This window comes from Micropepsis pineolensis, from assembly GCF_055392125.1.
In genome coordinates this window covers 2,487,782-2,512,690 of record NZ_AP042408.1, presented here as the reverse complement: position 1 = coordinate 2,512,690, position 24,909 = coordinate 2,487,782, and the positions used below count along the sequence as shown (strand labels likewise).

Below are 24,909 nucleotides of genomic sequence, written 5' to 3'. Positions count from 1 at the left end.
CTGTGCTGTTATGATTGAGTTTTCAATACTAAAACTGGTGATTGATAAAGCCATGACTTACGGCGTGGCGGTCGAATCTGCCGCATACGCCGCACCCGCCGCGCCATTAGGCGCGGGCGGGCCGTGAGCGATTAGTTTGTCAAACTGCGTAACGGGGCCGGAATGCGTCCGCCACGGGCGATGAAGGCATCGGCCTTGAAGCGGTTGACCGGCATGATCGGGCAGTGGCCCAGCAGACCGCCAAACTCGACATGGTCGCCGACGGCTTTGCCTGGCACCGGCACCAGACGCACGGCGGTGGTCTTGTTATTGATCATGCCGATGGCGGCTTCGTCGGCGATGATGGCCGAGATGGTTTCTGCCGTGGTGTCACCCGGAACGGCAATCATATCGAGGCCGACCGAACAGACGCAGGTCATTGCTTCGAGTTTTTCGATGGTCAGGCTGCCGCGTTCAGCCGCCGCGATCATCCCGGCATCTTCGCTGACCGGGATGAAGGCACCCGACAAACCGCCGACCGCCTGGGCCGCCATCAGGCCGCCTTTCTTGACCGCATCATTGAGCAGCGCCAGCGCCGCCGTGGTGCCGGGGCAGCCGCAGCTTTCCAGACCCATCTCTTCGAGAATATAGGCCACGCTGTCACCCACCGCCGGGGTCGGGGCAAGCGAAAGATCGATGATGCCCGCCTTGACGCCGAGGCGCTTGGAGGCTTCCTGCGCCACCAGCTGGCCGACGCGGGTGATCTTGAACGCAGTGCATTTGATGGTCTCGGCCACGTCGTCGAACGGCATGCCTTTGACCGATTCCAGCGCGTGCTTGACCACGCCGGGGCCCGAGACGCCGACATTGATGGTGGACGAGCCTTCGCCCACACCGTGGAACGCGCCCGCCATGAAGGGGTTGTCTTCGACCGCATTGCAGAACACCACCAGCTTGGCGCAGCCCAGCGCATCGCGGTCGGCGGTCAGCTCGGCGGTGCGCTTGACGATGCGGCCCATTTCCCGCACCGCATCCATGTTGATGCCAGCCTTGGTGGTGCCGATATTGACCGAGGAACACACCCGTTCGGTGCGCGCCAAAGCTTCCGGGATCGAGGCTATCAGGATGTTATCGCCTTCGGTGGCTTTCTTTTCGACCAGTGCCGAAAACCCGCCGATGAAATTGACACCCAGTTCGTGGGCGGCACGGTCAAGCGCCTCGGCCACCGGCACATAGCTGTCGGTGCGGCAGCTCTCGGCCACGATGGCGATAGGCGTTACCGAAATGCGTTTGTTGACGATGGGAATACCGAATTCGGCTTCGATATCCTCGCCAACCTCGACCAGCGCTTTGGCCTGGGTGGTGATGCGGTCATAGACGTTCTGGCAGAAGGTTTTGATGTTGCTGTCGCAGCAGCCGCGCAGGCTGATGCCCATGGTGATGGTACGCACATCGAGCTTGTACTTGTCGATCATGCGGACGGTTTCGATGATTTCCTTGGTCAGCAACATAATAAAAACCTTTACTGGATGAACGTTGGGCGTTTAGCGCATGCGTTACGCGCCGGTCAGATCCGGTGCATGACGTTGAAAATATCTTCGTGCTGAATCTTGATTTCGACGCCGATGCTTTCGCCCAAGGCCTTGAACTGCTGCTGCAGATCCTGCAGCGAAATTTCCGCTGCGGCCATGTCGGCGATCATCACCATGTTGAAATAGCCATGGACGATGTTCTGGTTGATATCGAGAATGTTGACCTTGGTTTCGGCCAGTGCGGTGGCAACTTTGGCAACAATACCGACGCGGTCCTTGCCAATGATGGTGATGACGATCTTCATGATACTTCCCTTATGCCCCTTCGCGGGATAGGCGGTTGTCATATCGCAGACTGGCCCGCCGTTACAAATCGTGCGGTTACAAATCGTAAAGCCCCAGCGCCATGACCAGTGCGGCATTTTCGCTGGTTTCGCCTTCGTTACTGGCCCAGGAACCGTCATCGTCACAGGCATCGACCAGACATTTGGCCGGGGGCACGCCACGGTTAATGACAGCTTCCAGTAGCAAATCGCCGCCTGACAATACGGCGTTGGGCCCGCCGCTGGCCCAGCCCGGCATGACAATGCCAGCGGTCCGATAGGTCCAGTGATAGGGGCGGCTGATGTTATGGGTGCCGTGGCCGGTCAGCATGCATAAGCCCAGACTGTTGTTGCCCAGAACATAGTCCATAAGCCGCACGCCGGTATCGCGGCACTCGGGCACGCCGGTCAGCTCGGCCGCCAGCAGACAGGCATTGGCATCGTTCAGGGCGTTTTCGGCCGAGCCCCAGTCGTAATCGCTGCGCACGCTGCTAAAGCCATAGGCGTCGGCTGATACCCGCCCGCCAATCACCCCGGCGGCGGCGAAAATGCTGGCTCTGGCGACATCGGCGCCCCGCGTGCCGCGCATCTGGCTCAAGGTCAGCGCACCCAGAATGTGCGGTGCGGTCCACGACACCGCGGTGACGCCGCGATGTTCCAGTTCCGCCGTGGCACGGTGCAGCCGGTCCTTGTCACCGGTCAGGCGGGCGATTTCGCACAGGGCCCAGAGCTTTTCCTGCCAGGCATCGCGGTCGCTGTAATAGGGGTCGCTGGTGGGCAGGTTGGGATATTCCCCCAGCCAGCGCCACGAGATTTGGGCGGCATGGCCGCAGCGTTCGGCAAAATCGGCATCAAAGGGCGCAAAGACCCGTGCCGCCTGCGCCATAACCCCGACAAAGACCCCGGCGTTCAGGCTGCCAATGCCACTGGCATGGCGGTAAAAGGGATCGTTTTCCGGCATCCAGCCCCAGGCAAAATCCGGCTCGGTATCGACCTTGTGCAGCACGCTGCCATCGGGGTTCTGCATCTTGTGCAGCCATTCCAGCCCCCAGCGGGCTTCGGCCAGCATGTCCGGCACCCCGGGATAGGGATTGGGCAAATCCAGATCCAGCGTCGTGACAGTATCCGGCCGCAGCTCGTACAGCCACATCATATGGCTGGCGCTGATCGCGGCCATGTTGGTCCATTTGCCATAGTCACCAGCATTGTACCAGCCGCCAGACAGATCGCGCCGCATGCCGCCGACCCGCAGATTGTGATCGATCTGATGGCTGGCGCGGTGGCGGATGCCGGTGAGCGGATCATTCAGCGGTGCGTTGGCGCGGATCAGATAAAACGCGCGGGCGGCATCATGCAGCACATCGCCGTAAGGCGTGGCGGTGATGGTGAAGGGATCTGAGCGGTGGCCATCTGCCACCACACGATAGGTGCCGGGGCGGGTCAGCGGCGTAAAATCACCGCAACGGACATGCTCGCCCGCAGTTTCGCTTAAATTATACAGCCGTGGTTCCAGCCGGTCGCGATACAGCGTCCAGCCGTCGGTGGTTTCAATCGCAAAGCGCGTCACCGGGCGGCCGGTGGTTTCACTTAAGCTGAAGCGTTTGCGCCCCTGGGGGGCAAACCCGATCTGGTTGAGTTTGGCCGCCGGAACAATCGGATTGTTGGGTGATGCCATCAGCGAGGGTTTATCCGCGGCCCAGGACGGCACGGCAAGCGCCATGGTGCCAAGCCCTGCCAGACCGCCCCGCAAGAACTGCCGGCGTCCGATCGGGTTTTGCAGATGGCCTCGTCTGATTGCTTTCATGCAGGCTCCTTGGCATTGGCGCGCGGCAGCCCAAGGGGGTAACCGTGTTGGTAAATGGTCAGAAGGCGCGTGCACAACGCCACGCTTACATGGGCCACATCCCGAATTTGTGGGGGGGGTGGCATGACAGAATTTCAGACCGTGAGCTTTTCGCGCTGCGGCGTGAAAAGCCCTAGGATGTACGGGCGGTGCGGCGGCGCACGCTGCCCCGTTCCGCTTCTTCTTCAAACAGACCAATCAGTTGCTGTGTCATGGCCCCGCCGAGTTGTTCGGCATCGACGATGGTCACCGCACGGCTGTAATAGCGGGTGACATCGTGGCCGATACCGATGGCGGCCAGTTCAATACCGCAGCGGCTTTCGATTTCGGTGATGACCTTGTGCAGATGGACATCGAGATAATTGGCCGGGTTCACCGACAAGGTGGAATCGTCAACCGGCGCGCCATCCGAAATCACCATCAGAATTTTGCGCTGCTCGGGGCGGGCGGCCAGACGGGTATAGGCCCACATCAGGGCCTCGCCATCGATGTTTTCCTTCAGCAGGCCTTCGCGCATCATCAGGCCAAGATTGGGCCGCGCCCGCCGCCACGGCGCATCCGCCGCCTTGTAGATGATGTGGCGTAAGTCGTTGAGCCGCCCCGGCGTGGCAGGCTTGCCAGCGGCGGCCCACTTCTCGCGTGACATGCCACCCTTCCACGCCCGGGTGGTGAAGCCCAAAATCTCGGTCTTGACGGCGCAGCGTTCCAGCGTGCGGGCCAGAATGTCGGCACACATCGCCGCCACCATGATGGGGCGGCCCCGCATGGAACCGGAATTGTCGATCAGCAGCGTCACCACGGTGTCGCGGAAATCGGTATCCTTCTCCCACTTGAACGACAGGGGATGCAGCGGATCGGTCACCACACGGGTCAGCCGTGCGGCATCCAGCAGACCTTCTTCCAGATCAAAATCCCAGTTGCGGTTTTGCTGGGCCAGCAGCAGCCGTTGCAGCTTGTTGGCCAGACGCGCCACCACACTGTGCATCGTGGTCAGTTGCTGGTCGAGAAAGGCGCGCAGCCGGTTCATTTCTTCGGCGTCGCAGAGATTTTCCGCCAGCACTTCTTCGTCGAATTCGGTGGTATAGGCGCGATAGCCCCAGTCGCGGCCGCGGAACGGTTGCTCGGCCAGCCAGCGCTTCATCTCGGCCGAGGGATCGGGTGTGCCTTCGCTGTCGGTCTCATCATCGCGCATGTCAGCCGATGTCGGCGCGCTGTCCGTGCTGGTATCGCTGTCTTCGCCGCCGTCGCTCTGATCGCCTTCGCCATCGCCGTCGCCGCCTTCCTGTTCGGTCGGCGCGTCGGGCGGATTATCCTGATTGTTGGCGGGCGAGGATTGTTCGGTTTCTTCGCCCACTTCCAGACTGCTCAGCACCGCACGGGTGATGCGGGCAAAGCCGGTCTGATCGCGCATCACATCGGCCAGCATATCGAGCTGGCGACCGGCGCGGCTTTCGACAAAATCGCGCCACAGCGACACCGCTTTGCGCCCCGATACCGGCGGGGCCTCGCCGGTCAGCCGTTCGCGCACCATCAGGCCGACGACTTCGGCCAGTGGGGTATCTTCCTGACTGCGCACCCCGGCCAGCCCGCGTGCGCTGCAGCGTGCTTCCAGATTGACCGCCAGATTTTGCGCGACGCCCTTCATGGTGCAGGCACCAATGGCTTCGACGCGGGCCTGTTCCGCCGCCTCAAAAATCAGGGCGGCATCGGCGTCAGACGGGCAGAGTTTGGCGTTTAAGGCGGCATCGTGATAGGCGAGCCGAAGCGCGCAGGCATCGCCCGCACCGCGCACCAGCGCCACTTCACCCGCAGGCAGGCTGCGCGAGGGCAGGGGTAGGCGGGCCTTCTTGCCGCTTAAGGATGGCTGCTCCGAGGTGTAGCTGACCTCCGCCTCCGGTTCGCCGGAAAGCGCCCGCACCGCGGTTGTCACGGCCTGCTTGAACAGATCAGCGGATGTGGCGGTGGGCATGGTGAAAAGCGTATCCTATGGCACGACGGGCGTGAAAGGCACCCCGCGCGGGGCCGCTATGGCAACCCCGGCACGGGCAAAACGGCATCCTCAGGCGACCAGAACCTTGGCCGCGCTTTCGGGCAGGTCTTCGCCAAAGGCGCGCTGGTAGAATTCGGCGACCGCCGGGCGTTCCAGCTCGTCGCATTTGTTGAGGAAGGTGAGGCGGAAGGCAAAACCGATATCGCCGAAGATCTCGGCATTTTCGGCCCAGGTGATGACGGTACGCGGGCTCATCACGGTCGAGATGTCACCGGCGATGAAGGCGTTACGCGTCATGTCGGCAACGCGCACCATGGCGTCAATCACGCCCTGCTTTTCGCTGCTGGTGTAGCCCGGCAGTTTGGCCCGCACGATGTTGGTTTCATCGGCATGCGACAGATAGTTCAGGGTTGCCACAATGCTCCAGCGATCCATCTGGCCCTGATTGATCTGCTGGGTGCCGTGATAGAGGCCGGTGGTATCGCCCAGCCCGATGGTGTTGGTGGTCGAGAACAGGCGGAATGCCGGATGCGGCTTGATGACCTTGTTCTGATCGAGCAGCGTCAGCTTGCCTTGCACTTCCAGCACGCGCTGAATGACGAACATCACATCGGGACGACCGGCGTCATATTCGTCGAACACCAGCGCGACGGGGCGCTGCAGCGCCCAGGGCAGCAGACCTTCGCGAAATTCGGTGACCTGTTTGCCATCTTTAAGCACGATGGCGTCTTTGCCGATCAGGTCGATACGGCTGATATGGCTGTCGAGGTTGATGCGGATGCACGGCCAGTTCAGGCGCGCCGCAATCTGCTCGATATGGGTGGATTTGCCGGTGCCGTGATAGCCCTGCACCATGACGCGGCGGTTATACGCAAAGCCCGCTAAAATGGCGAGCGTGGTGTCACGGTCAAAGCGATAGGTCTCGTCACGGTCGGGAACATATTCCGACGCGGTGGAAAACGCGGGGACCTTGATGGCGGCATCAAAACCAAACGTCTGCTTCACATCGACGGTGGTGTCAGGCACCAACGCGGTATCGAGGCCCTGAGGCATAGCTGTCATTGTTCGAAATCCAACTGTCCGTTCGCCTGCGGCAAAGAACACCCGCTATGCCATACCACTGGCGCGCAACACGCCATAGGCTTTGATGACCTGCTTCAGGCGCTCCTCCGTTGCCCTGTCACCGCCATTGGCGTCAGGGTGGAACCGCTTTACCAATTCCTTATACCGAGCTTTGATTTCGTTCAAGGATACCGAACTGTCGAGCTCGAGTATTTCAAAGGCCTGGCGCTGTAAGGGCGTCAATATGCGCTGCGGACGGCGCGGACTTGGTCTTTTGTTGCCAGTGTTGAAAATAATATTGCCGTCTTCAAAGACGTAGGAGCCGTTTCTTGCGGCGCTGCGGGGCTGTACACCGGCTGCGCGCTTGCCCAGCGGCCAGGTCGGGCGGTGGCCAACAATGGCCTCTTCCTGAAAACGCAGGATTTCCGCCTCGCTCATGCCGGAGAAAAAGTCCCAACTCTCGTTATGCGCGCGGGCGTGATAGGGGCACAACCACTGCCGCGCCGGGTTATGCGGGCTGACCGGCAGATTGCATACGCCTTCTTCGGCACAGCCGGGTACCGCACAGGGGCGCGACACCGGCTTTGCCGTTTCTTGTTTAATTCGAATGTCATAGCCAAAACGCGGCCGGTAGTGTGGCTTATCCATAGGTTGGATTTAAGCGATGCCGTAGCAAAAAAACAAGGCTTGGCACCATGTCCGCTATCAGCCTTTTTTCGGCTCGGTGTGGGCGACTATGCGCCAGATGCCGGGATGGGTCTGGCGCAGCTTGTGTTCCAGGATATCTGCGGCTTCATGCACGTCGGCAACGGTGCGGTTTCCGTCGGCGCGGCAATGGAACAGCACAATCAGGCCGATCGGGGTGCGGCGCACCCGCAAATCATGGGCCTCGCTGAGGATATCGCTATGGCCAATCAGGCTGCCCAGCTGCAGGGCGATGCGCTGAAGCTCGTCCGGGCTGACATCCTCGCCATCCTGGCCGCGGTCTTCCAGCGGTTCGATATGGGTTTCAACCTCGGTATCGGCGCCAAATTCCTCGCGGATGGCAACTTCAAGGGCGGTGGCAATGTCATGGGCTTCGCTTAATGGGCGGTATTCATCGACTTCCAGATCAAAGCCGACCGTCAGCCGGCCACCAGCTTGCAGCGCGGTGATGTGGTGTACAGCGGCTTCCTGCTCCAGCGCGATGGTCTGGACCCGTTGGCGGACGGTTTCGCTGTCGAGCGCCAGCGGGTGCATGGCCACGGCGACTTCTGCTTCGGGCATCTCGGCCTTGATCGCCTCGCAGATCGCCTGGCGGATGGCAACTGCATGGCTTTGCGGCAGGCTGCGGCCGATCGCAACATCAATGTCGGCAAACAGTGTGCTGCCGGCCGGCCGGGCGCGGACACGTTCGATGGCGGCAATGCCGGGGACCGTGGCGACAATCTTGTTGAGCCGCTCGGTGACGCCTTGGGGGGCGGCATCGATCAGCGTGGCAATGGTGCTGCGCCCGAGCCGCCAGCCCGCGCGGCAGACAAAAACGGCCACGCCAATGGCAGCCAGCGCATCGCCCATCGGCCAGCCAATGGCAACAAAGCCCAGACCGATCAGCACCACCGTGCTGCTCAAAACGTCCGAGGAGAAGTGCAGGGCGTCGGCTTCCAGCGCCTGACTTTTGGTCGCTTTGGCCACTTTGGTCAGGGCGCGTGCCCGTGTCAGGTCAATCAGAATCGACGCCACAATAACCCCAACCGCCCACCAATTGGCCGTAACGGTGCTGTGGCCGACGATCAGTCGGTGGACTGCCTCGGTCACAATCCAGAAGCTGGTGACGAACAGAAGGATGGTTTCAGCCAGCGCGGCGACACTTTCGGCTTTACCGTGACCGTAGGGGTGTTCGGCATCGGCAGGCTTATCGCTGACGCGTACCGCCAGATAGGTCAGTATCGTGGCGCCCAGATCCAAAAAACTATGCAAACCTTCGGAAATCAAACCTAAGCTACCGGTGGCAATGCCTATGGCGAACTTGCCGATGGTCATGGTAGCGCTCGCAAGCATCGAGCCGATAGCGACGGCCTGTTTTCCCTGTTGCATAGTTTTTTTAAGCCCCTCGGCAGTCTAGTGTGGTTCGCTCGCCGCGTGCCCCCGTGGCTGATGGGGACTGGTATCCTGTAGCGGTATTTCATGACACCGCAGTCACAAAACGCCAAAAATACTAGCGATGATCCGCGATAAGTCAAATTGGCGCGAACGGAGTATGGTTTATGACGGGGGCGGATTAATTGATCCTTAGGCGGAAAAATGAGTGAATTGATAAATGACATGGAAACCATATCGATAGTAGCCAAAGAATCACTCGTAATCTGCCGCACACGGATTTTCAGTCTACTGGGTGCGGCTTTAAGCGAGGGGTTCGATGACGCCGTCAGTGACACCTCCGGAGCTGTGCAAACCCGGCCTGTTTGGTCGGTGCGACGGGCAGTATGGGGCCGTATTACGGGCTTTTTCTGCGGCGACAGCGGTGTCTGAGCGGCAGCGATTAGCCCAATTAATTGTCGACGATGCTGGCGCTGTCATACCCTGTGTCGTCCATGTGACCGGGGATTTCGACTGCCGGGTTTGCCGCGAGCTGGTGGCGCTGCGGCAGTACTCGGCAGCTCTGTTGTTGCGTTCGGACGTGGTTGAGGAAGCGGGGACAGCTTGAAACGGTGGCTCGGATTTTCAGGGCAAAAATTAAGGATAGGTGCGATGCAAGCTGAACGGATACTTAAGCCGCAGGACGGTCCGGTGACCGTCTATGCCATCGTTCCGGCCGAATCCGATTGTGCCAAAACGATCTGTCAGGTGTCCTGTGGCAGCCTTGATACGGTTGCTGATGGTGGTTTTGCCGCTGTGGTTTCGGCATCGGGTTCCGTGTGCAGTCTGCCGGGTCAGAACGATAGCTGTGTTGAACTGAGCGACCGGGCCCGCCTTTTTGCTACCTATCAGGGAACTATCGACCGCATCCGGCGTTCGGCACCACTTTTACCGGTGAAATTCGGCACCTCTCTGCCCGATAAAAGCTCGGTGCGCGCCAGCCTGTCGCGTGGGCGGCGGGCCTTTGCCGATGCCTTCGGTCGCCTGAAAAACTGCGTGCAGTTTGAGATCACCGTCAAATGGGATCTGGAGTTGGTCTATGCCGAAGTCGCCACCGAACCGGCGATTGCCCGGCTGAAAGAACGCTCGGCAATGGCCTTGCGTGACGATGTCTGGCGCGCGGCGCTGGGGCGGCTGGTCAAGGAGGCCTTGGAACGCCATCGCAGTGCGCTGGCGCAGGCGGTTGGTGGGGCGCTGAAAGCCGCCGCCACAGATAGCATCCTACGCACGATGGAAACCGATGCCGTCGTGCTGCAAATGGCTCTGCTAGTGCGGATGGATGAAATTGCAGTGCTGGAAGACTGTCTGGAGGCTCTGCAGGCCGCCTATGGTGACCGCCTGCAATTCACCCGTACCGGTCCGTCATTGCCCTATAGCTTCGCCACTGTGGAGATTTCGGTGGTCGAGCCCGAAGCTCTGGAACAGGCTCGGCTGTTGTTCGGTTTGGGGCCACTGGTGACGGCTCAGGATGTGCGTGACACCTACCGCCGACTGATCGGTCTGGCCCGGCCTGATCCGGATCACAGCGATACCGGGCAGAGTGGCGATGGCCGCATGATGGCACTGCTGACCGATGCCTATCGGTTGCTGTTGCAGCAGATCGGTCATGGCGGCACATCATCCGATGTTACGGTCTCGGTGGGGCGTTTCGATGAAACCGGTCAGGCAATCTATCTGCCGACCGAAGAATTGCCCCGCTGCTGAGATTTTCTTACGGTGCTAAAAAAGCCCGCGTGAGGCGGGCTTTTTTATTTATCGGGTGCTTCGTCGGACTTACTTTGCAGCCGGTTTGGCGTTGTCTGACGTGCTGGCAATTTTGGTTTCCAGTTTGGTTTTGGCCATCATGGCATTGACGCGGTCGCGCAGTTCTTCGAACAGACGCATATCGTGCCCCGTCAGCTTACGACCATCGGCCATCTTCACCGTCAGCGGGTTAACCTGCTGATTATTAAGACGGATTTCGTAATGCAAATGCGGTCCGGTGGCGATGCCGGTCATGCCGCTGGCGGCGATGACCTGTGCCTGACGGACATGGCTGCCGATATGAATACCGGTGCCAATGCGTGACAGGTGACCATACCCGGTCGACCAGCCATTGCCGTGATTGACCAGCACAAAGTTGCCATAGCCGTTCATCCAGCCAGCAAAGGCGACGGTGCCGCCACCGGCAGCCATCACAGGGGTGCCGATTGGCACGCCGAAATCGACGCCCTTATGCATGCGGGTGAAACCCAGCACTGGGTGGAAGCGCATACCAAACCCAGACGTGATACGGGCACCATCAACCGGGGTTTTCATCAGCATGCCCTTGGCGCTCTGGCCCTTGGCATCGAAATAATCCGGCGGTGAATTGGGGTCGGACTGGAAGCGGTAGAGGCTGACCTCGCGCCCGGCCAGTTTCATGCGGGCAAACGAGATATTGCCGACGCGGGCGGCTTGGCCCTGCGGGGTGTAATAATAATCGTAGAACACCTCGAAGCTGTCACCGGGGTGAATGTCACGCTGGAAGTCCACCTTGTACGAGAACATGTGGATCATTTCGACTACGACATCGGCCGGAATACCGGCCCGCATGGCCGACAGATAGAGGCTGGAATCGATAGTGATGGCGGCGTGATGCTGCTGGACAACCAGCTTCTTTTCGGCGTCGTTGGCGCTGAAGCTGCCATCGGCAGCGCGCGTTACCGTAATATCATGCTCGATCGACGGCGAGAATTTCAGGTTGGTCAGCTGGGTGACCATGTCGCCGTTATCGCCCTTGGCCTGGGTCAGTGTAAGGTCGAATAAAAGCCCGGCGCGCAGGTTGCGCGGGTCATAGACCTTACGCATCGCCTCGATGGCGGTGTTGGCTTCGTTGGCGTTGACGCCGACAGATTCCAGCATGCCAGCCAGCGTGTCGCCGGAATCGAGCGTCAGCGAGCGGTTTTCGACGCCCGGTGTGGTATCGCTGTGGGCCGGCAAGGGGGCCAGACCGACCGGCACCGCCTGTTTGTTGATTTGATCGCGATGGCCGAGCGAGGCCATCAGCGCGCTGCCCGACTGGGTCAGATTTTGGAACAGATGATAAGGGATGAAGCCTTCGCGGGGCCGTTCAAAGCCGCGCGCATTGGTCGGCATGGTGGTCTGCATCGCCAGAAACGCCATGGAACCGACAATAAGTGCTGCCAACGAGGTGGTAACAAAGGCCCAGCGCGCATTAAGCGAAGATGTCGAAGCGGCAGCATCAGCAGCGGGGGCCGACCACGCTTGTTCAGATTCAGCCATAAAAAGAGACATCGGGTCGTTGCGGCGGTCCACGGTTGCTCCTTAAACTTTACAAGGCCCAAATCAGGGCACGCCCTCCCCGGGAAGATACCTGTGGCAGGGAAGATGCGCCGAAAATATTTTTCGACGCTTGCTAAACGGCAACACATATAGCCAGATACCATAATGCGACGTCAACCATTTACAGGGATTTAACGCTTTTTTTGCTTCGTGCTTGCCAGCCATTTAGGCCGGGGCGGGGTAAAGGCAGTGTCAGAGGGTCGGGTATGCGGGTTCACATTGTCGATGGTAAACGGCGCAAAAATCATTGGTATCCGGCCAGTCTCACCCGGGGACGGCTTGCCGACATGGGCATCAGCGTACGAATGTATGACCGGATTGGTCCGGATGTGCTCGATTGCGATGTTTTAATGTTGACCTCACGCCGCCACGACGAGCTGTTCGGCACCATGACCGACCCGGTGGCCCGTGCCGCATCGGTGGCGGCGATTGCGGCAAAGACCGGCAGGCTGATCTGGTTTGATTTACGCGATTCCACCGGCACACCACAGTTCGAAGTGCTGCCCTACGTTTCGCTTTATGTCCGGCAATGTCTGTTAAAGGACATGAAATTATACAATCAGCCACTTTATGGCGGAAGAATCTTCTCAGATTACTACCATCGCCACTACGGTATTGAGGATCACGTCAATGCCAGGATGGACAATCAGGAGGAGGGCTTTACCCCCCTTGATCTGACGCTGGCCCCGCGCGTGGTGGTGGGCTGGGATGTGGCTTACGATTATCGCGATCCGCGGCTGGGGCTGCTTGGGCGGCTGGACAAGGCGGTGCACAAAGCGCTGTGGCTCGCCGCCGATGTGCCGCCACCACCGCCGGTGGGCCATGCCATCAGCCCCCACCGGGCGCGCCACACCGATATGGCGGTGATGTTCAGCACTGGCCGCTATGGCCGTGACACGGTGGCGTTTCAGCGTAAGCTGGCGCTGGAGAAGGTGCGGGGGCTGCCGGGAGCTGTCTTCGCTGGCAAGGTGCCGCGGCGCGAGTTCGTCGCCCGGCTCTGTGACTCGAAAATCGTGCTGAGCTGCTTTGGCAATGGCGAGATCTGCTTTCGCGAGCATGAAGCCTGGCTGACCGGTGCAGCGGTGATGATGTGCGATATGGGCCATATGCGGGTGTGGCCCGACCGGTACCGCGATGGCGAAACCTATCGCGCGGTGGATTGGGATTTTGCCAATCTGGCGGCAGTCTATGAAGATTTACGCGGGGATGAGGCTAAGCGTCTGGCGCTGGCCGAAGCCGGGCAGAATATGATGCGGCAGATGTTTTCCGAAGTCGGGCTTGATGCCTTTGCCAGCCGTTTTGCGGCGCTGGCAAAGGGCATCGATCCCGACAATACCGCGAAACTTTAAAGTCTGACCAGCAGCCCTTCGGCGATGCGGCCATGCAGCCAGCCCAACCCGCGGACCATGTGCAGCACGAAGAAGAACAGCAGCATGCCCATCAGCGCCAACACAACAAGGCCCGGCGCGGTGTGCAGGAGATGATCGACCCATGGGATCAGATCAAACTGGATGTGGCTTTCGTTGGTGGCCAGCGAATAGATCGCCGTGCCGGTGACGCCCAGCGACAGGCTTAGGCCAACAATTGTCAGCACAAAATACAAAATGCCCAGCGGCAGCATGGCCAGAAGATAGAACAGCGAGGTCCAGGTGCGCACATCGGTCAGCGCATCTTTGATCCGCGCCCACAGCGTTTCATCGCGTGACAAGGCGGCAGGCATCCGTCGCGGCATACGAACCCCCAGGAGTCCTTCGACCAGACGTCCCTCGACATGGCTGATCAGCCGGACTGAACCAATGAACAACAGGGCAAAGGGGATGCCGAAAATCAGCATGGCGCAGCCGGTGGTGATCGCGATGCCGATGACGGACCAGGTGAAATAGAAGACACCGGTGATCAGCGCCATCATCATATAGAGCAGCGCCCCATAGCTTTGCGGATCGGCGATAATGCCAAAAAAACCGCCCTTGTGGTGCGGGGCGTCGACGGGCTTTTCCGCCTTGGGAAACGGCGTCGACAGCGTGGCTTCCATGCTGCGATATTCATCGGCGATTTCCTGCGGACTGCCGTAGGTTTCAATCACCGAAGCCAGTACCGCCTTTTCCGTCATATCCGGATTCTGGGCGATTTCGTTATTCAGATGCTCTTCACAATCGGCCAGTGCGTCGGCAATCAGCCCACGCGGCGCCCCTTTAAGGGCGTGGCGCAACTGGGTCAGATAGGCCCGAACCGTTTCTGGCGCGGATTTAAGCGCTTGGTCTGAATGCATCAGCTTCTGCTGCCCCCACTTTCAAGGCATCGTCGACAAATTCGCGCATATCGCGCCAGGCAAATTGCCATTCGGACAAGGCTTTGCGCCCGTCGTCGGTGATGTTGTAATAGCGCCGCGGTGGCCCAAAGGCCGAGGCTTCGACCCGGCTGGATAGCAGCCCCAGCGCATCCAGCGACCGCAGCACAGGGTAGATCGCGCCCTGCTTAAAGATCAGCCCACCTTCGCCTTCGGCTTTTACGGCTTTGGCGATTTCGTATCCATACATCTCCCGACCGGCCCGGGCGAGCACAGCCAGAAGGACGAGCGACGACAGCCCGGCCATTAGTTCCTTACGGAATTTGCGCGTGTATTGGGATTCTTCACTCACTGCACACGCCTCTCTTCCGCCCTCCACACTATTGCGAAGTTCAATCTAGCATGAACTTCACAATATGCAAGAGTGGCCTATAGTGGAGTTACAACTAAGTTCCACATAAAGCGACCTGGGGCGGTTTTCTCCTGTTTTGTTACGCTAAGCTTTTGAAAATACTCAGTTCGCTGGTTTTTCGGTCAGCGCCATCTGTTCGACCTTAACATAATCGGTCTTGCCTGTGCTAAGCACGGGAATGGTTTCGACCGGAATAATTCGGCGCGGCATGGCAATTTCCGGCACACCGTGATTCTGCGCCCAGCCGAGCAGGGCAACCCGTGTGGCATCCTGATTGGTGGTCAGCAATACGATTTGCTCGCCTTTGCGCCCTTCCGGCAGAGAAACGGCGGCATGGGCAAAGTCCGGCCACAGCGCCGAAGCGCAGTTTTCAACCACGGCCAGCGACACCGCCTCGCCACCGATTTTGGCAAAGCGCTTCAAGCGGCCACGAATGGCGACAAAGCCTTCCTCGTCGATGTGAACAACGTCGCCGGTGTCATGCCAGCCATCTTCGGGCGGCTCGATCATGCCGGGCCGTTCCGGGCGGATATAGCCCAGCATGACATTGGGACCTTTGAGGTACAGGCGGCCCGCATTGGAAATCCCGGGCACCGGCTCGAGCCGTGCCTGCATGCCGGGCAGCAGATGGCCGACGGTGCCCGGGCGGTTGGCACCCGGCTGATTGACGCCCGCCACCGGTGCGGTTTCGGTGACGCCATAGCCTTCAAGAATTTCAATAGAATTTTTGCGGCGGAGCAACTGACGGGTCTCGTCGCGCACCCGTTCGGCCCCGCAAATCGCCAGACGCAGCGAACTTAGGTCGCCCGGCTCGCCGGCACGGGCGTATTGCGAGATGAAGGTATCCGTCGCCAGAAGAATGGTTGCACTGGCTTCCTTGATCCGGGTGACGATCTCGTGCGGCTTGAGCGGGGTGGGGTGCAGCACGGTTTTCATGCCGAGCAACAGCGGCAGCAGCGCGCCGACCGTCAGGCCGAAACAGTGAAATATTGGCAGCGGTGAAAAGATGATGTCGGTCGGATAGAGCGCCAGATGGCTGCGGATCTGTTCGATGTTGACCAGCAGATTGTGGTGCGACAGCGCCACGCCCTTGGGCTCGCCCTCGGTGCCCGAGGTGAACAGAATGACGGCGGGTTGGTCATAAACCGGCCGTTTGCCGACCAGATTGGCGACAAAACCGGGCGATGTCACCCGCGACACCAGATTCGATACCAGCGCCGGGGCTGGTCCCTGTGTCATCATGGCGGGGGCATATTGGCCGATCGCCGCCACCGCCTTGTCAAAAACCGAAAGTCCTTCGCGCACATCTTCCAGATAGAGGATCTCGGCCTGCGGCGACAGCGCCTCAATCAGCGCTTCCAGCTTGGCCACTTCGATGAATTTGCGTGCGGTGATGATGCGTTTGACTTCGGCGGTGCGCAGCGCACTTTTGAGCGAGGCCGCACCGGTGGTGAAGTTCAGCATCGTCGGCACCCGACCAAAGGCCGAAAGGGCAAAAAACGACACCACGGCGACCAGACTGGTGGGCAGCATAACACCGACGGCTTCGCTGGTGGCCGTACCCTTGCGCAGGGAATTGCCCAATGCCAGCGCCGCCCGGATGATGTCGTCGTAGCTGGCGATGCGTTCATCACCGTCCACCACGGCGGGGCGGGCGCCGCCATACAGGTTGCGCGCGTCAATCAGTGCCTGGAAAACAGGTTTTTGCGCCCGCTGGAAATGGGTCGGTAAAAGTTCTTCGCCGGTGCTGGCAATGGCGGTGGCTGCCAAGGAATCCTCCTTACCGTAGGCGGTGGCGGTAATCCGCCTTGTTCTTGTCATGATACCGGTTGAGCTGTTTCTAACCGGTAAGGTCCGGGGCGCTTCGTCAGGTCAGGCTGGAACGTGTACTTAAACCAGCCGTCGGTTTTTGGCCAGATGCTATATCCACATAGCGAATAGGCTCTAAATGTCATGGATTGACAACCTGCAACGCGGTATATGCCAGAGCATGACTGTCGTATTCGATCAGGCGGCCCAAGACCGCCGCCGCCTTCGCCATCCCGAAAAGGCGAACCGCCCTGATAGCGCGGTGTCGCCCAAACCCGCTTGGATCCGCGTCAAAGCGCCGGGCGGGGCGGGGTATGCTGAAACCAATGCCATTGTGCGCGAAGGCGGGCTGAATACCGTCTGCGAAGAAGCTGGCTGCCCCAATATTGGCGAGTGCTGGAATCACAAGCACGCCACCATGATGATTCTGGGCGATACCTGCACGCGGGCCTGTGCCTTCTGCAATGTGCGCACTGGTATGCCCGGTCCGGTCGATAGCGAAGAACCGACGCGCGTTGGCGCGGCGGTGGCCCGGCTGGCCCTGCGCCATGTCGTGGTCACCAGCGTGGATCGTGACGATCTGGCCGATGGCGGCGCCGGGCATTTCGCCGCCACCATCACAGCCATTCGCGCGGCAAGCCCCGCGACCACGGTCGAGGTGTTGACGCCGGACTTCCTGCGCAAGGATGGCTGCATCGAAACCGTGATGGCGGCCCGCCCCGATGTGTTCAACCACAATCTGGAAACCGTGCCACGGCTGTATCTGCCGATCCGGCCCGGTGCGCGCTATTACAATTCGCTGCGGCTGCTCGATCGGGCCAAGACGCTGTACCCCGAAGGTTTCACCAAATCGGGTCTGATGGTGGGCCTCGGGGAAACCCGCGAGGAAATCATGCAGGTGATGGACGATTTGCGCAGTGCCAATGTCGATTTCCTCACCATCGGTCAGTATCTGCAGCCGACCCGGAAACATGCTGCCGTGGCCAAATTCTGGTCGCCGGAAGAATTCGCCGGGCTGGCCGATGTGGCCCGTTCCAAAGGTTTTCTGGTGGTTTCGGCTACGCCGTTGACGCGGTCATCCTATCATGCTGACGAGGATTTTGCGGCCCTGAAAGTGGCACGGGCCGGGCGGACGGCGGTTTAATGGCGGTTCATCGCGAAACCCGCTTTGTTCCGTATGCGGTGGATTTGCTCTACGACGTGGTGGCCGATGTCGAGCGCTATCCGGAATTTTTGCCCGGGTGTCAGGGGCTGAAGCTGTTATCGCGCGAGATGGTTGGCGAGGAAGAAATCCTGCGGGCCGAGATGACGGCGGGCTCCGGTCCGCTACGCCTAAGCTATATCAGCCGCGTGGTGCTGACCCCCAAGGCGCATCGCATTGCGGTAACGCAGCAGAGCGGCCCATTCCGCCAGTTAGATACTTTGTGGCATTTTATACCGCAGGCGGGCGGGACCGAGGTGGATTTCTCGATCACCTTTGAATTTCGTAATCCGCTATTCGAGGCGGCCATGGGCGCGGTTTTTGCCCAATCGGTCAAGAAAATCTCACACGCTTTTGAAAAACGCGCCGCCAGTCTGGTGAACGCCTGATCCTGCTATTGGCTGGCGACGGCCGTGCGCGCGTGCCGTTCGGCCAGGCTTTCGGCGCGCTGACGCTTGACCCGGCGTTCGCGCAGCAGCATGCGTGTGATGTTGGTGCCGTTGGTCGCGAAAATGGTCAGTTCCAGCGCGGTACCGCCGATCGAACCGGACAGGATGTTGTTGGCAATCCAGAAGGCGGTTGATGTCAGGAACATCAGCCGCAGGCCAACGCCGCGCATGAAAAATAATCCGAATGTGGCGACGCAACTGCCCACCACCGGAAACCAGCCGGTCCAGTGTCTGGCGGCGGTCATGCCGACGATGAGATTAAACAGGATGAATAACGCCGCCATGATCGGGGCGCGCCAGCGCAGGGAAATCAGTGAACGGACGGCGGACACCAGTGCGCTGCCGGATGCGGTCAGATTGCCGAGCAGGAAAAAATGCAGCGTATAGATAACGCATTCGCTGGCGTTAAAAATAATCAGCTTTTTGTCGCTTTTCTGCAGGAAGGAAGCAACGCCAAGTACAAACGCAACATAGCCCAGAAGTTGAGCCGGTGAGAAAATATGCATTTTATCCTTTCCAGACGGGGCGCATGTCTGCGCTGGCGCGCTATGCGCGTTCCGTCCGGTGATTTTATCTAAACGTGAAGCGTGGCTAAAGTATGGTTTTGCTGGTGCGTCAACACTTCGCGCTTGCCATGCCCAGGGCATGGTGCCGAAAACCAGTAAAATGCGTACTATGGCCAGCTCGCGCGGTTCGTGTGTTTTTAAGCCCCTTTGACCTGGTTCAGCAGCGCGGCTGCCACCGAACCCAGCCACACCGCGATCATGCAGGCGGTCACCGATCCGGCGATATTCCCTCCGGCTTGCAGGATCTGGCCATCACGGATCAGGTTCAGGGTTTGCAGGCTGAACGAAGAAAAGGTGGTATAACCGCCGCAAAAGCCGGTCATGACCATCTGGCGGGTGGTGCCGCTGACGAATAGTCGCCCATCCGGGGCGGTCAGGGTGGCGAAAAAACCGATAATGAAACAACCGCTGATATTGACGATCAGGGTGCCCCAGGGAAATGTTTCACCAAACCCGGCGGCAATCAGCCCGGAAAGGCCAAAACGGGCGATAGTGCCAAGCGCCCCACCAAGGGCGACGACGAGATAAAGCTGAAATGGCATGGTAACGGATCCTTAAAGCGCGCGGCGGCGCTTGCAAACCGCCGCGATCCTGTTCATACGGCAGGAGTCATCAGCCTTAAGAGCGGTTATCGGGGGACCCCATCCCCATCATTTCCGAGCCTTAACGGCAAACGCCGGGAGCGTCAATCAATGGACGAAACAGAACACAAAAAAACGGCGCGGACCGGTAAAAAACAGGCTCCGGCCCGTAAGGCCAAAGCGCTAGCCAAAAAGCCGGTGGCTAAGACGTCATTGGCCAAGAAGGTCTTGACCAAGAAGGCATCGGTCAAAAAAGTCCCGGCCCAAAAGAGCCCCGGACCAAAGAACGCCACGCTCGCCCCAAAGGCTTTGGCGCCGAAGTTTCCGGCTAAGAAAGCCCCGGTCGAAAGTCTGCGGGTGAAAGATCTGCCAGCCCAAGACATTCCGGCTCCTAAAGCCCCCCAGCCCCCCCAGACTCCGGCCCCCCCGGAGACCAAGCCCAAAACGACGGCACAGGTGGTGACCATTGCTCATGACGAGGATGGCGTGCGCGTTGATCGCTGGTTCAAGCGTCATTATCCCGGTTTGACCCATGGGCGATTGGAAAAGATCCTGCGCACCGGGCAGGTGCGGGTCGATGGTGGCCGGGTTAAGGCCGCCGACCGGCTGCAAAGCGGCCAGGCCGTGCGCCTGCCGCCCCAGCTCGGCGATACCACACTGGCCGTGCGGCCCCGCAGCGCCGAACCGGATATGACCGGCGAATCCTTGCAGGATCTGGTCATCTATATCGACAGCTCGGTGATCGTGCTGAACAAGCCGTCCGGGCTGGCAACGCAGGGTGGCTCGGGCCTGACCCGCCATATCGACGGGATGCTGGATTCGCTCATGTTCGAGAAACAGCAGCGCCCGCGTTTGGTGCACCGGCTCGACCGCGACACCTCTGGCGTGCTGGTGGTGGCGCGCACCGTGCCGGCCGCGGCCGGGCTGTCGAAGTCGCTGGCGGAACGCGACGCCTCGAAGATCTATTGGGCGCTGACCTGCGGTATTCCGAAGGTGAAACGCGGTCTGATCAAAGCGGCATTGGTCAAAGAAGGCGGTCACGGGCCGCGCGGGCGTGATGAACGCATGATGGTGACCAACGAAAAGACCGATGGGGCCAAGGCGGCCATCAGCGAATATGTCGTTATGGGCGAAGCGGGCGATTACGCCTGGGTGGCGGTGAAGCCGCTGACCGGCCGCACCCATCAGATCCGCGTTCATATGGCCAGCATCGGCACGCCGATTTTGGGCGATTTCAAATATGGCGGGACCGAGGTGCGCGGTAAGGGCGAGCTGGAAAATAAGTTGCATCTGCACGCCCGCAGCATTGATATTGCCCGCCCGGACGGCGGACGTTTGAACGTGCTTGCCCCGCTGCCGCCCCATATGCTCAAAAGTTGGGAGTTGTTCGGGTTCGATAGTGAAAACACCATCGATCCGTTTGTCCGTAAGCGGAAGAAATCATGAAGCGTTTCTATCGTGACGTCAGTGTCGGCCCTTTAAGCGGGGGCGCTGACGGGTTTGGTATTTTCCTCGATGGCCGGGCGATCAAAACCCCGGATAAGGCCCCTTTGTCGCTGCCCAGTCAGTCGCTGGCGGAAATTCTGGCCGAGGAATGGCGCACTGTGCCGGAAGAATTTGATGTCAGCGCGCTGCAGCTGACCAAATGCGCCAACACCGCCATCGACCGGGTTGCGGTCAAGCAGCCCGAAGTGGCCGAGGCGCTTCTGGCCTATGCCAATGATCTGATCTGTTACCGCGCTGACCATCCGTCCGAACTGGTGGCGCGCCAAAGCGCCCATTGGGACCCGTTAATCGTATGGGTTGAACAGCGCTTTGGTGCCCGTTTGCGCACCGGTGTTGGTGTGGTGCCGTTCGATCAGCCCGCAGAGACGCTGGCAATTTTCCGCGCTCATCTTCTGGCCCAGAATGTTTTCGTGCTGACGGCGTTGCATGGTGCGGCGGCGCTGACCGGTTCGCTGGTGCTGGCGCTGGCACTGGCCGAGGGTAAGCTGGATGTTCCTGCGGCCTTTGCCCTGTCGCGGCTTGATGAAGACTATCAGGCCGAGCGCTGGGGCCGGGATGAGGAAGCTGAGGCGCGCGCCGCCGGTCTGCTGGCCGATTTAACCGCCTATGGCCGCTTTTTAAGGGCTGCTATGGCATCATGATCTTTGCGCCACCTGATCTCATCCGGCTTGCCGATCCCGGCAGCTTCCACGCGGTGGATGCGGCCGGCACGGTGGGGTGGGCGACGCTTGGTGGTGTGGCGGTGTTGGTTTTTGCCAGCGATTTTTCCGTCTGCGGCGGTTCCACCGATGCGGTCCGCGCCGGGCTCTGGCTTGATGCGCTGGAACGGGCCGAAGTCGGGCAAATTCCGTTGATCGGGTTTTATCATGGCGGCGGGGCGCGGATTCAGGATGGCGGTGTGGCCGTGGCCGCCTATGCCGGGGTGCTGGCCCATCTGGCCCGCAGTCGCTGTTTCTCCATTGCGGTTTTGACCGGGCCGTGTGCTGGTGGCGATGCGCTGGCTCCGCAAGTCTGCGATATCCTGTTCACGGTTTCGGATGGCGGTCTGCGCTTAAGCCGTGCGCCGGATACCTGCGTGTATCATCAGCATTTTGCCGATGTCGCAAGTTGCTTTGCCGCTTTACGCCCGTTGATAGCGTTCACCCGCGCGGATGCGGCGGTGGATGTTTCGGGCGCGGCCCCTGAGCAGATCATCGATTCCGGTACGGAGAGTGTTCTGCATAAGGGGGGCTTACGTTGCTCTCTGGCGCGCATTCTGGGGCAAAGCGTTGCTATGGTGACGCTGCAGGACGGCTTCGATGGGGCGGATCTGTTGCAGGCCGCGGCGCTGGTGCGCCTATGCGATAAAATGGACTGGCCGTTTTTGGTGAAGGTAACGGGCAGTGGTTTCAAACCCGATGCCGGACAGGCCGCACTGGCCATCGGCGCCCGCGACGTGATGCGGGCAATGGCGCAAGCCCGCTGCCACAAGATTGCAGTGATAACCGGCGCGGCTTATGGCGCGGCCTATGCACTGTTTGCCACCCGGCCCCTGGTGGATGATGTACTGGCCTGGCCCACTGCCGCAATGGCAGCCGTACCTGCTGAAACCGCCGCGCGGCTGATCAAACCACAGGATAAAGCGGCGTTTCTGGATGCGTATACGCGGGATTTGCTCTCGCCAGATTATGGCCTGCACCATGGGCTGGTTGATACCGTGCTTGAACCGGCTGAAACCCGTGCGCATCTGGCTGCCCTGTTTGCAAACCGGGGGCCGCGGTCATGAAGCGCGTGCGCACGGAAGCGGAAATTCGGTTATGGGCAGCGCTGAAGCAGCTTAACCCGCTGGGCTATCATTTTCGCCGCGATGCGATTTTTCAGACGTTTCATCTCGATTTCGTCGAGCATGATATTCTGCTGGTGATTGAGCTGGTCGAGGGCCACCCTGGTGAACACTTTGATGGCGATGTGCGCCCGTCCCCGGATGTTGCCCGCGAACATGTTCTGGTGGCGGCGGGCTATACCATTTTGCGCGTATGGAAGGCGGACCTTGCCCAAGATCTGGGCGAAGCATTGTTCCGTCTGCGGCAAATTCTTGAAGATCGTCCGCCCTTACAGCCTGCGGATGTCGTTTCACAAAAATAAGAGTTGTCTTGGGTTTTGCGGCTCGTAGCATGGGGCCGAATTTATAGGGGGAAGATATGCGTCTTAGACGTTTCTTATTCGCAACGGCGGTTCTGCCGTTCATCGGGATGGTGGCATTTGCCTATCCTGAACATCCGGTTACCAGCCCAGAGATCACCAAGGCGGATATCGCGGCCCGTGACAAAGCGCTGGCGGATGACAGCTTTGAAGGCCGTGGTCCCGGTGCGGTGGGTGGTGAAGCCGCCGCCCAGTGGATTGCCGATGAATTGAAGCGCATCGGTGTGGCACCGGGCAATCATGGCAGCTATTTCCAGATCGTGCCGACGGCGGTGGTCACCCTTGACGGGGCCAAATCGTCGCTCAGCATCGATACAGAAACCGGTGCCTTGCCGTTGAAATTCCCCGACCATGTTGTTTATTGGTCGCCGCGTTATGCCAAGGAAAACGTCAAGCTCGATAAGTCGCAGTTGGTTTTCGTCGGCTATGGCGTGGTGGCCCCCGAATATGGCTGGGACGACTATGCCAGCGTTGATGTGAAGGGCAAAACCGTTGTCGTACTGATCAATGATCCCGGTAATGAAGATGCCAGTCCCGATGCCAAATTCTTCAAGGGCCGGGAAATGACCTATTACGGTCGCTGGACCTACAAGTTTGAGGAAGCGGCCCGTCATGGTGCAGCCGCCGTGCTGATCGTGCATGAAACCAAGCCCGCGGCCTATGGCTTCGGCGTGGTGCAAAGCTCCAATTCGGGGCCGATTTCCTGGCTGCTGACGGCAGACAAAAACGCATCGCAGCTTGCCATTCGCGGCTGGATCGATCTGGAAACCGCGCAAAGCCTGTTCACCAAGGCGGGGCTGGATTATGCCGCGTTGAAGGCGGCGGCAAATAAGCCCGGCTTCAAGGCGGTTGAATTGAAGGGGGAGACCATGACGGTCGATGCCCATTCCACCACCAAATATGTCAGCACCCGCAATGTTGTTGGCTTCCTGCGCGGTGCCAAGCGTCCGGGTGAGGCGGTGCTGTTCAGCGCCCATTGGGACCATCTTGGCATCAAGCCGGATATCGCCGGGCCGGATAAGATCTATAACGGTGCGCTCGATAACGCGATGGGCGTGTCGATGGTGCTCGATATTGCCGAAGCCATCGCCCATGGCAACCGGCCAGATCGGACCGTGGCATTCCTGTTCCCAACACTGGAAGAGCAGGGGCTGATGGGGGCGGAATATTTCGCCAAACATCCGTTGTGGCAGCTGGCCAATATCGCCGGTGATTTCAACCTTGATTGTGATATGCCGTCAGCCGGTACGCATGACATGGTGATGCCGGGCAATGGTCAGAACACGCTCGACGCCTATATGATTGCGGCGCTGAAGGCGCAGGGCCGCACGCTGAGCCCCGATCCGACGCCGGAGCATGGTGGATATTTCCGGGCTGACCATTTCGCTTTCGCCAAGGTCGGCGTCCCATCGGTAACCCCTGGGGCCGGAGCGGACTTCGTCGTTGGTGGTAAGGAAGCCGCCAAGGCCGCAGCCGAGGATTATGTCCAGAACCATTATCATAAGCCGACGGACGAGTTTAATCCGGCCTGGGATATGACGGCCCCGATGCAGGATGCTGAAGCGGTCTATGCCGCCGGTCTGGCGCTGGCCAACAGCACCGACTGGCCGACATGGGGGGCCACCAGTGAATTCCGCGCCGCGCGCGAGGCGACACTGGCCAAAGCCCATCCCACCAAGGCGAAGAAGTAAGTCTGTATTGTTAAAGTCTTAAAAGGCCGCCTGTTGCAGGCGGCCTTTTTTATGC

Annotated in this window: 22 protein-coding genes and 1 riboswitch; of the genes, 9 read left to right on the top strand and 13 right to left on the bottom strand. The window is 60.0% G+C overall.

The features are described 5' to 3' along the window. Positions 1-131 precede the first annotated feature (131 nt). The 7 genes from ACZ5RI_RS11145 to ACZ5RI_RS11115 form a co-directional block, all read right to left on the bottom strand. Complete coding sequence (locus ACZ5RI_RS11145; RefSeq protein ID WP_464513074.1) at positions 132-1,490, bottom strand: DUF711 family protein; 1,359 nt, start codon at positions 1,488-1,490, stop codon at positions 132-134. Between the two features lie 56 nt (positions 1,491-1,546). Beyond that, positions 1,547-1,816 (bottom strand): ACT domain-containing protein, encoded by a 270-nt coding sequence (locus tag ACZ5RI_RS11140; RefSeq protein WP_464513070.1) that lies wholly within the window; start codon positions 1,814-1,816, stop codon positions 1,547-1,549. Between the two features lie 76 nt (positions 1,817-1,892). Next, positions 1,893-3,638: a glycoside hydrolase family 9 protein gene (locus ACZ5RI_RS11135; RefSeq protein ID WP_464513064.1), complete on the bottom strand. Its 1,746-nt coding sequence runs from the start codon at positions 3,636-3,638 to the stop codon at positions 1,893-1,895. Between the two features lie 172 nt (positions 3,639-3,810). After that, on the bottom strand, positions 3,811-5,646 hold the full coding sequence (cobT, locus tag ACZ5RI_RS11130) for a cobaltochelatase subunit CobT (protein ID WP_464513060.1): 1,836 nt from the start codon (positions 5,644-5,646) through the stop codon (positions 3,811-3,813). A gap of 90 nt (positions 5,647-5,736) precedes the next feature. Then, positions 5,737-6,720, bottom strand: coding sequence for a cobaltochelatase subunit CobS (cobS, locus tag ACZ5RI_RS11125; RefSeq protein WP_464515591.1), 984 nt, complete (start codon positions 6,718-6,720; stop codon positions 5,737-5,739). A 54-nt stretch (positions 6,721-6,774) separates the two neighbouring features. Then, entirely contained in the window at positions 6,775-7,377 is a 603-nt protein-coding gene (locus ACZ5RI_RS11120; RefSeq protein WP_464513055.1) for a J domain-containing protein, read from the bottom strand. Positions 7,378-7,434: 57 nt separating this feature from the next. Further along, positions 7,435-8,805, bottom strand: coding sequence for a cation diffusion facilitator family transporter (locus tag ACZ5RI_RS11115; RefSeq protein ID WP_464513052.1), 1,371 nt, complete (start codon positions 8,803-8,805; stop codon positions 7,435-7,437). Between the two features lie 654 nt (positions 8,806-9,459). Here ACZ5RI_RS11115 and ACZ5RI_RS11110 point away from each other — a divergent pair. Next, positions 9,460-10,551: a GvpL/GvpF family gas vesicle protein gene (locus ACZ5RI_RS11110; RefSeq protein WP_464513049.1), complete on the top strand. Its 1,092-nt coding sequence runs from the start codon at positions 9,460-9,462 to the stop codon at positions 10,549-10,551. 69 nt (positions 10,552-10,620) lie between these two features. Here ACZ5RI_RS11110 and ACZ5RI_RS11105 read toward each other — a convergent pair whose 3' ends face one another. Beyond that, positions 10,621-12,111: a peptidoglycan DD-metalloendopeptidase family protein gene (locus ACZ5RI_RS11105; RefSeq protein ID WP_464513046.1), complete on the bottom strand. Its 1,491-nt coding sequence runs from the start codon at positions 12,109-12,111 to the stop codon at positions 10,621-10,623. A 266-nt stretch (positions 12,112-12,377) separates the two neighbouring features. On the opposite strand from ACZ5RI_RS11105, the gene ACZ5RI_RS11100 reads away from it, so the two are divergent. Then, positions 12,378-13,520, top strand: coding sequence for a hypothetical protein (locus ACZ5RI_RS11100; RefSeq protein ID WP_464513043.1), 1,143 nt, complete (start codon positions 12,378-12,380; stop codon positions 13,518-13,520). On the opposite strand, the gene ACZ5RI_RS11095 is transcribed toward ACZ5RI_RS11100, so the two are convergent. The 3 genes from ACZ5RI_RS11095 to ACZ5RI_RS11085 form a co-directional block, all read right to left on the bottom strand. Next, positions 13,517-14,440 (bottom strand): sensor domain-containing protein, encoded by a 924-nt coding sequence (locus ACZ5RI_RS11095; RefSeq protein WP_464513040.1) that lies wholly within the window; start codon positions 14,438-14,440, stop codon positions 13,517-13,519. The two genes, ACZ5RI_RS11100 and ACZ5RI_RS11095, sit on opposite strands and share 4 nt — an antisense overlap. Then, on the bottom strand, positions 14,418-14,810 hold the full coding sequence (locus tag ACZ5RI_RS11090; RefSeq protein WP_464513038.1) for a PadR family transcriptional regulator: 393 nt from the start codon (positions 14,808-14,810) through the stop codon (positions 14,418-14,420). The genes ACZ5RI_RS11095 and ACZ5RI_RS11090 overlap by 23 nt, the downstream gene beginning before the upstream one ends. 162 nt (positions 14,811-14,972) lie before the next feature. Next, positions 14,973-16,691 carry an AMP-binding protein gene (locus ACZ5RI_RS11085; RefSeq protein WP_464513035.1) on the bottom strand — a complete coding sequence of 573 codons (1,719 nt, stop codon included), beginning with the start codon at positions 16,689-16,691 and terminating at the stop codon, positions 14,973-14,975. Between the two features lie 169 nt (positions 16,692-16,860). Between ACZ5RI_RS11085 and lipA the strand changes: the two genes are divergently transcribed. Both lipA and ACZ5RI_RS11075 read left to right on the top strand, forming a co-directional pair. Beyond that, on the top strand, positions 16,861-17,823 hold the full coding sequence (gene lipA, locus ACZ5RI_RS11080) for a lipoyl synthase (RefSeq protein ID WP_464513032.1): 963 nt from the start codon (positions 16,861-16,863) through the stop codon (positions 17,821-17,823). Next, positions 17,823-18,269: a type II toxin-antitoxin system RatA family toxin gene (locus ACZ5RI_RS11075; protein ID WP_464513029.1), complete on the top strand. Its 447-nt coding sequence runs from the start codon at positions 17,823-17,825 to the stop codon at positions 18,267-18,269. The genes lipA and ACZ5RI_RS11075 overlap by 1 nt, the downstream gene beginning before the upstream one ends. Positions 18,270-18,274: 5 nt before the next feature. On the opposite strand, the gene ACZ5RI_RS11070 is transcribed toward ACZ5RI_RS11075, so the two are convergent. Then, a complete protein-coding gene (locus tag ACZ5RI_RS11070) occupies positions 18,275-18,835 on the bottom strand; it encodes a YgjV family protein (protein WP_464513026.1) in 561 nt (186 codons plus the stop codon). 197 nt (positions 18,836-19,032) lie between these two features. Then, a complete protein-coding gene (gene crcB / locus ACZ5RI_RS11065; RefSeq protein ID WP_464513023.1) occupies positions 19,033-19,437 on the bottom strand; it encodes a fluoride efflux transporter CrcB in 405 nt (134 codons plus the stop codon). 54 nt (positions 19,438-19,491) lie between these two features. After that, positions 19,492-19,553: riboswitch (Fluoride riboswitch) on the bottom strand. A gap of 34 nt (positions 19,554-19,587) precedes the next feature. Here crcB and ACZ5RI_RS11060 point away from each other — a divergent pair. Genes ACZ5RI_RS11060 through ACZ5RI_RS11040 form a run of 5 tightly spaced genes read left to right on the top strand, consistent with a single transcriptional unit; the run spans position 19,588 to position 24,854 of the window. Beyond that, on the top strand, positions 19,588-20,922 hold the full coding sequence (locus ACZ5RI_RS11060; protein WP_464513020.1) for an RluA family pseudouridine synthase: 1,335 nt from the start codon (positions 19,588-19,590) through the stop codon (positions 20,920-20,922). Further along, positions 20,919-21,623: an ATP12 family chaperone protein gene (locus tag ACZ5RI_RS11055; RefSeq protein WP_464513017.1), complete on the top strand. Its 705-nt coding sequence runs from the start codon at positions 20,919-20,921 to the stop codon at positions 21,621-21,623. Before ACZ5RI_RS11060 ends, ACZ5RI_RS11055 begins: the two co-directional genes overlap by 4 nt. After that, positions 21,620-22,747: a carboxyl transferase domain-containing protein gene (locus ACZ5RI_RS11050; protein ID WP_464513014.1), complete on the top strand. Its 1,128-nt coding sequence runs from the start codon at positions 21,620-21,622 to the stop codon at positions 22,745-22,747. Before ACZ5RI_RS11055 ends, ACZ5RI_RS11050 begins: the two co-directional genes overlap by 4 nt. Continuing rightward, positions 22,744-23,106 (top strand): endonuclease domain-containing protein, encoded by a 363-nt coding sequence (locus ACZ5RI_RS11045; protein ID WP_464513011.1) that lies wholly within the window; start codon positions 22,744-22,746, stop codon positions 23,104-23,106. The genes ACZ5RI_RS11050 and ACZ5RI_RS11045 overlap by 4 nt, the downstream gene beginning before the upstream one ends. A gap of 56 nt (positions 23,107-23,162) precedes the next feature. Then, positions 23,163-24,854 carry a M28 family metallopeptidase gene (locus tag ACZ5RI_RS11040; RefSeq protein ID WP_464513007.1) on the top strand — a complete coding sequence of 564 codons (1,692 nt, stop codon included), beginning with the start codon at positions 23,163-23,165 and terminating at the stop codon, positions 24,852-24,854. Positions 24,855-24,909 lie beyond the last annotated feature (55 nt).

Excerpts from the sequence above, each read along its gene's own strand:
- ACZ5RI_RS11145 (WP_464513074.1), bottom strand. The coding sequence starts at position 1,490 with ATGTTGCTGACCAAGGAAATCATCGAAACCGTCCGCATGATCGACAAG.
- ACZ5RI_RS11140 (WP_464513070.1), bottom strand. The coding sequence starts at position 1,816 with ATGAAGATCGTCATCACCATCATTGGCAAGGACCGCGTCGGTATTGTT.
- ACZ5RI_RS11135 (WP_464513064.1), bottom strand. The coding sequence starts at position 3,638 with ATGAAAGCAATCAGACGAGGCCATCTGCAAAACCCGATCGGACGCCGG.
- cobT (WP_464513060.1), bottom strand. The coding sequence starts at position 5,646 with ATGCCCACCGCCACATCCGCTGATCTGTTCAAGCAGGCCGTGACAACC.
- cobS (WP_464515591.1), bottom strand. The coding sequence starts at position 6,720 with ATGCCTCAGGGCCTCGATACCGCGTTGGTGCCTGACACCACCGTCGAT.
- ACZ5RI_RS11120 (WP_464513055.1), bottom strand. The coding sequence starts at position 7,377 with ATGGATAAGCCACACTACCGGCCGCGTTTTGGCTATGACATTCGAATT.
- ACZ5RI_RS11115 (WP_464513052.1), bottom strand. The coding sequence starts at position 8,805 with ATGCAACAGGGAAAACAGGCCGTCGCTATCGGCTCGATGCTTGCGAGC.
- ACZ5RI_RS11110 (WP_464513049.1), top strand. The coding sequence starts at position 9,460 with ATGCAAGCTGAACGGATACTTAAGCCGCAGGACGGTCCGGTGACCGTC.
- ACZ5RI_RS11105 (WP_464513046.1), bottom strand. The coding sequence starts at position 12,111 with ATGGCTGAATCTGAACAAGCGTGGTCGGCCCCCGCTGCTGATGCTGCC.
- ACZ5RI_RS11100 (WP_464513043.1), top strand. The coding sequence starts at position 12,378 with ATGCGGGTTCACATTGTCGATGGTAAACGGCGCAAAAATCATTGGTAT.
- ACZ5RI_RS11095 (WP_464513040.1), bottom strand. The coding sequence starts at position 14,440 with ATGCATTCAGACCAAGCGCTTAAATCCGCGCCAGAAACGGTTCGGGCC.
- ACZ5RI_RS11085 (WP_464513035.1), bottom strand. The coding sequence starts at position 16,691 with ATGACAAGAACAAGGCGGATTACCGCCACCGCCTACGGTAAGGAGGAT.
- lipA (WP_464513032.1), top strand. The coding sequence starts at position 16,861 with ATGACTGTCGTATTCGATCAGGCGGCCCAAGACCGCCGCCGCCTTCGC.
- ACZ5RI_RS11075 (WP_464513029.1), top strand. The coding sequence starts at position 17,823 with ATGGCGGTTCATCGCGAAACCCGCTTTGTTCCGTATGCGGTGGATTTG.
- ACZ5RI_RS11070 (WP_464513026.1), bottom strand. The coding sequence starts at position 18,835 with ATGCATATTTTCTCACCGGCTCAACTTCTGGGCTATGTTGCGTTTGTA.
- crcB (WP_464513023.1), bottom strand. The coding sequence starts at position 19,437 with ATGCCATTTCAGCTTTATCTCGTCGTCGCCCTTGGTGGGGCGCTTGGC.
- ACZ5RI_RS11060 (WP_464513020.1), top strand. The coding sequence starts at position 19,588 with ATGGACGAAACAGAACACAAAAAAACGGCGCGGACCGGTAAAAAACAG.
- ACZ5RI_RS11055 (WP_464513017.1), top strand. The coding sequence starts at position 20,919 with ATGAAGCGTTTCTATCGTGACGTCAGTGTCGGCCCTTTAAGCGGGGGC.
- ACZ5RI_RS11050 (WP_464513014.1), top strand. The coding sequence starts at position 21,620 with ATGATCTTTGCGCCACCTGATCTCATCCGGCTTGCCGATCCCGGCAGC.
- ACZ5RI_RS11045 (WP_464513011.1), top strand. The coding sequence starts at position 22,744 with ATGAAGCGCGTGCGCACGGAAGCGGAAATTCGGTTATGGGCAGCGCTG.
- ACZ5RI_RS11040 (WP_464513007.1), top strand. The coding sequence starts at position 23,163 with ATGCGTCTTAGACGTTTCTTATTCGCAACGGCGGTTCTGCCGTTCATC.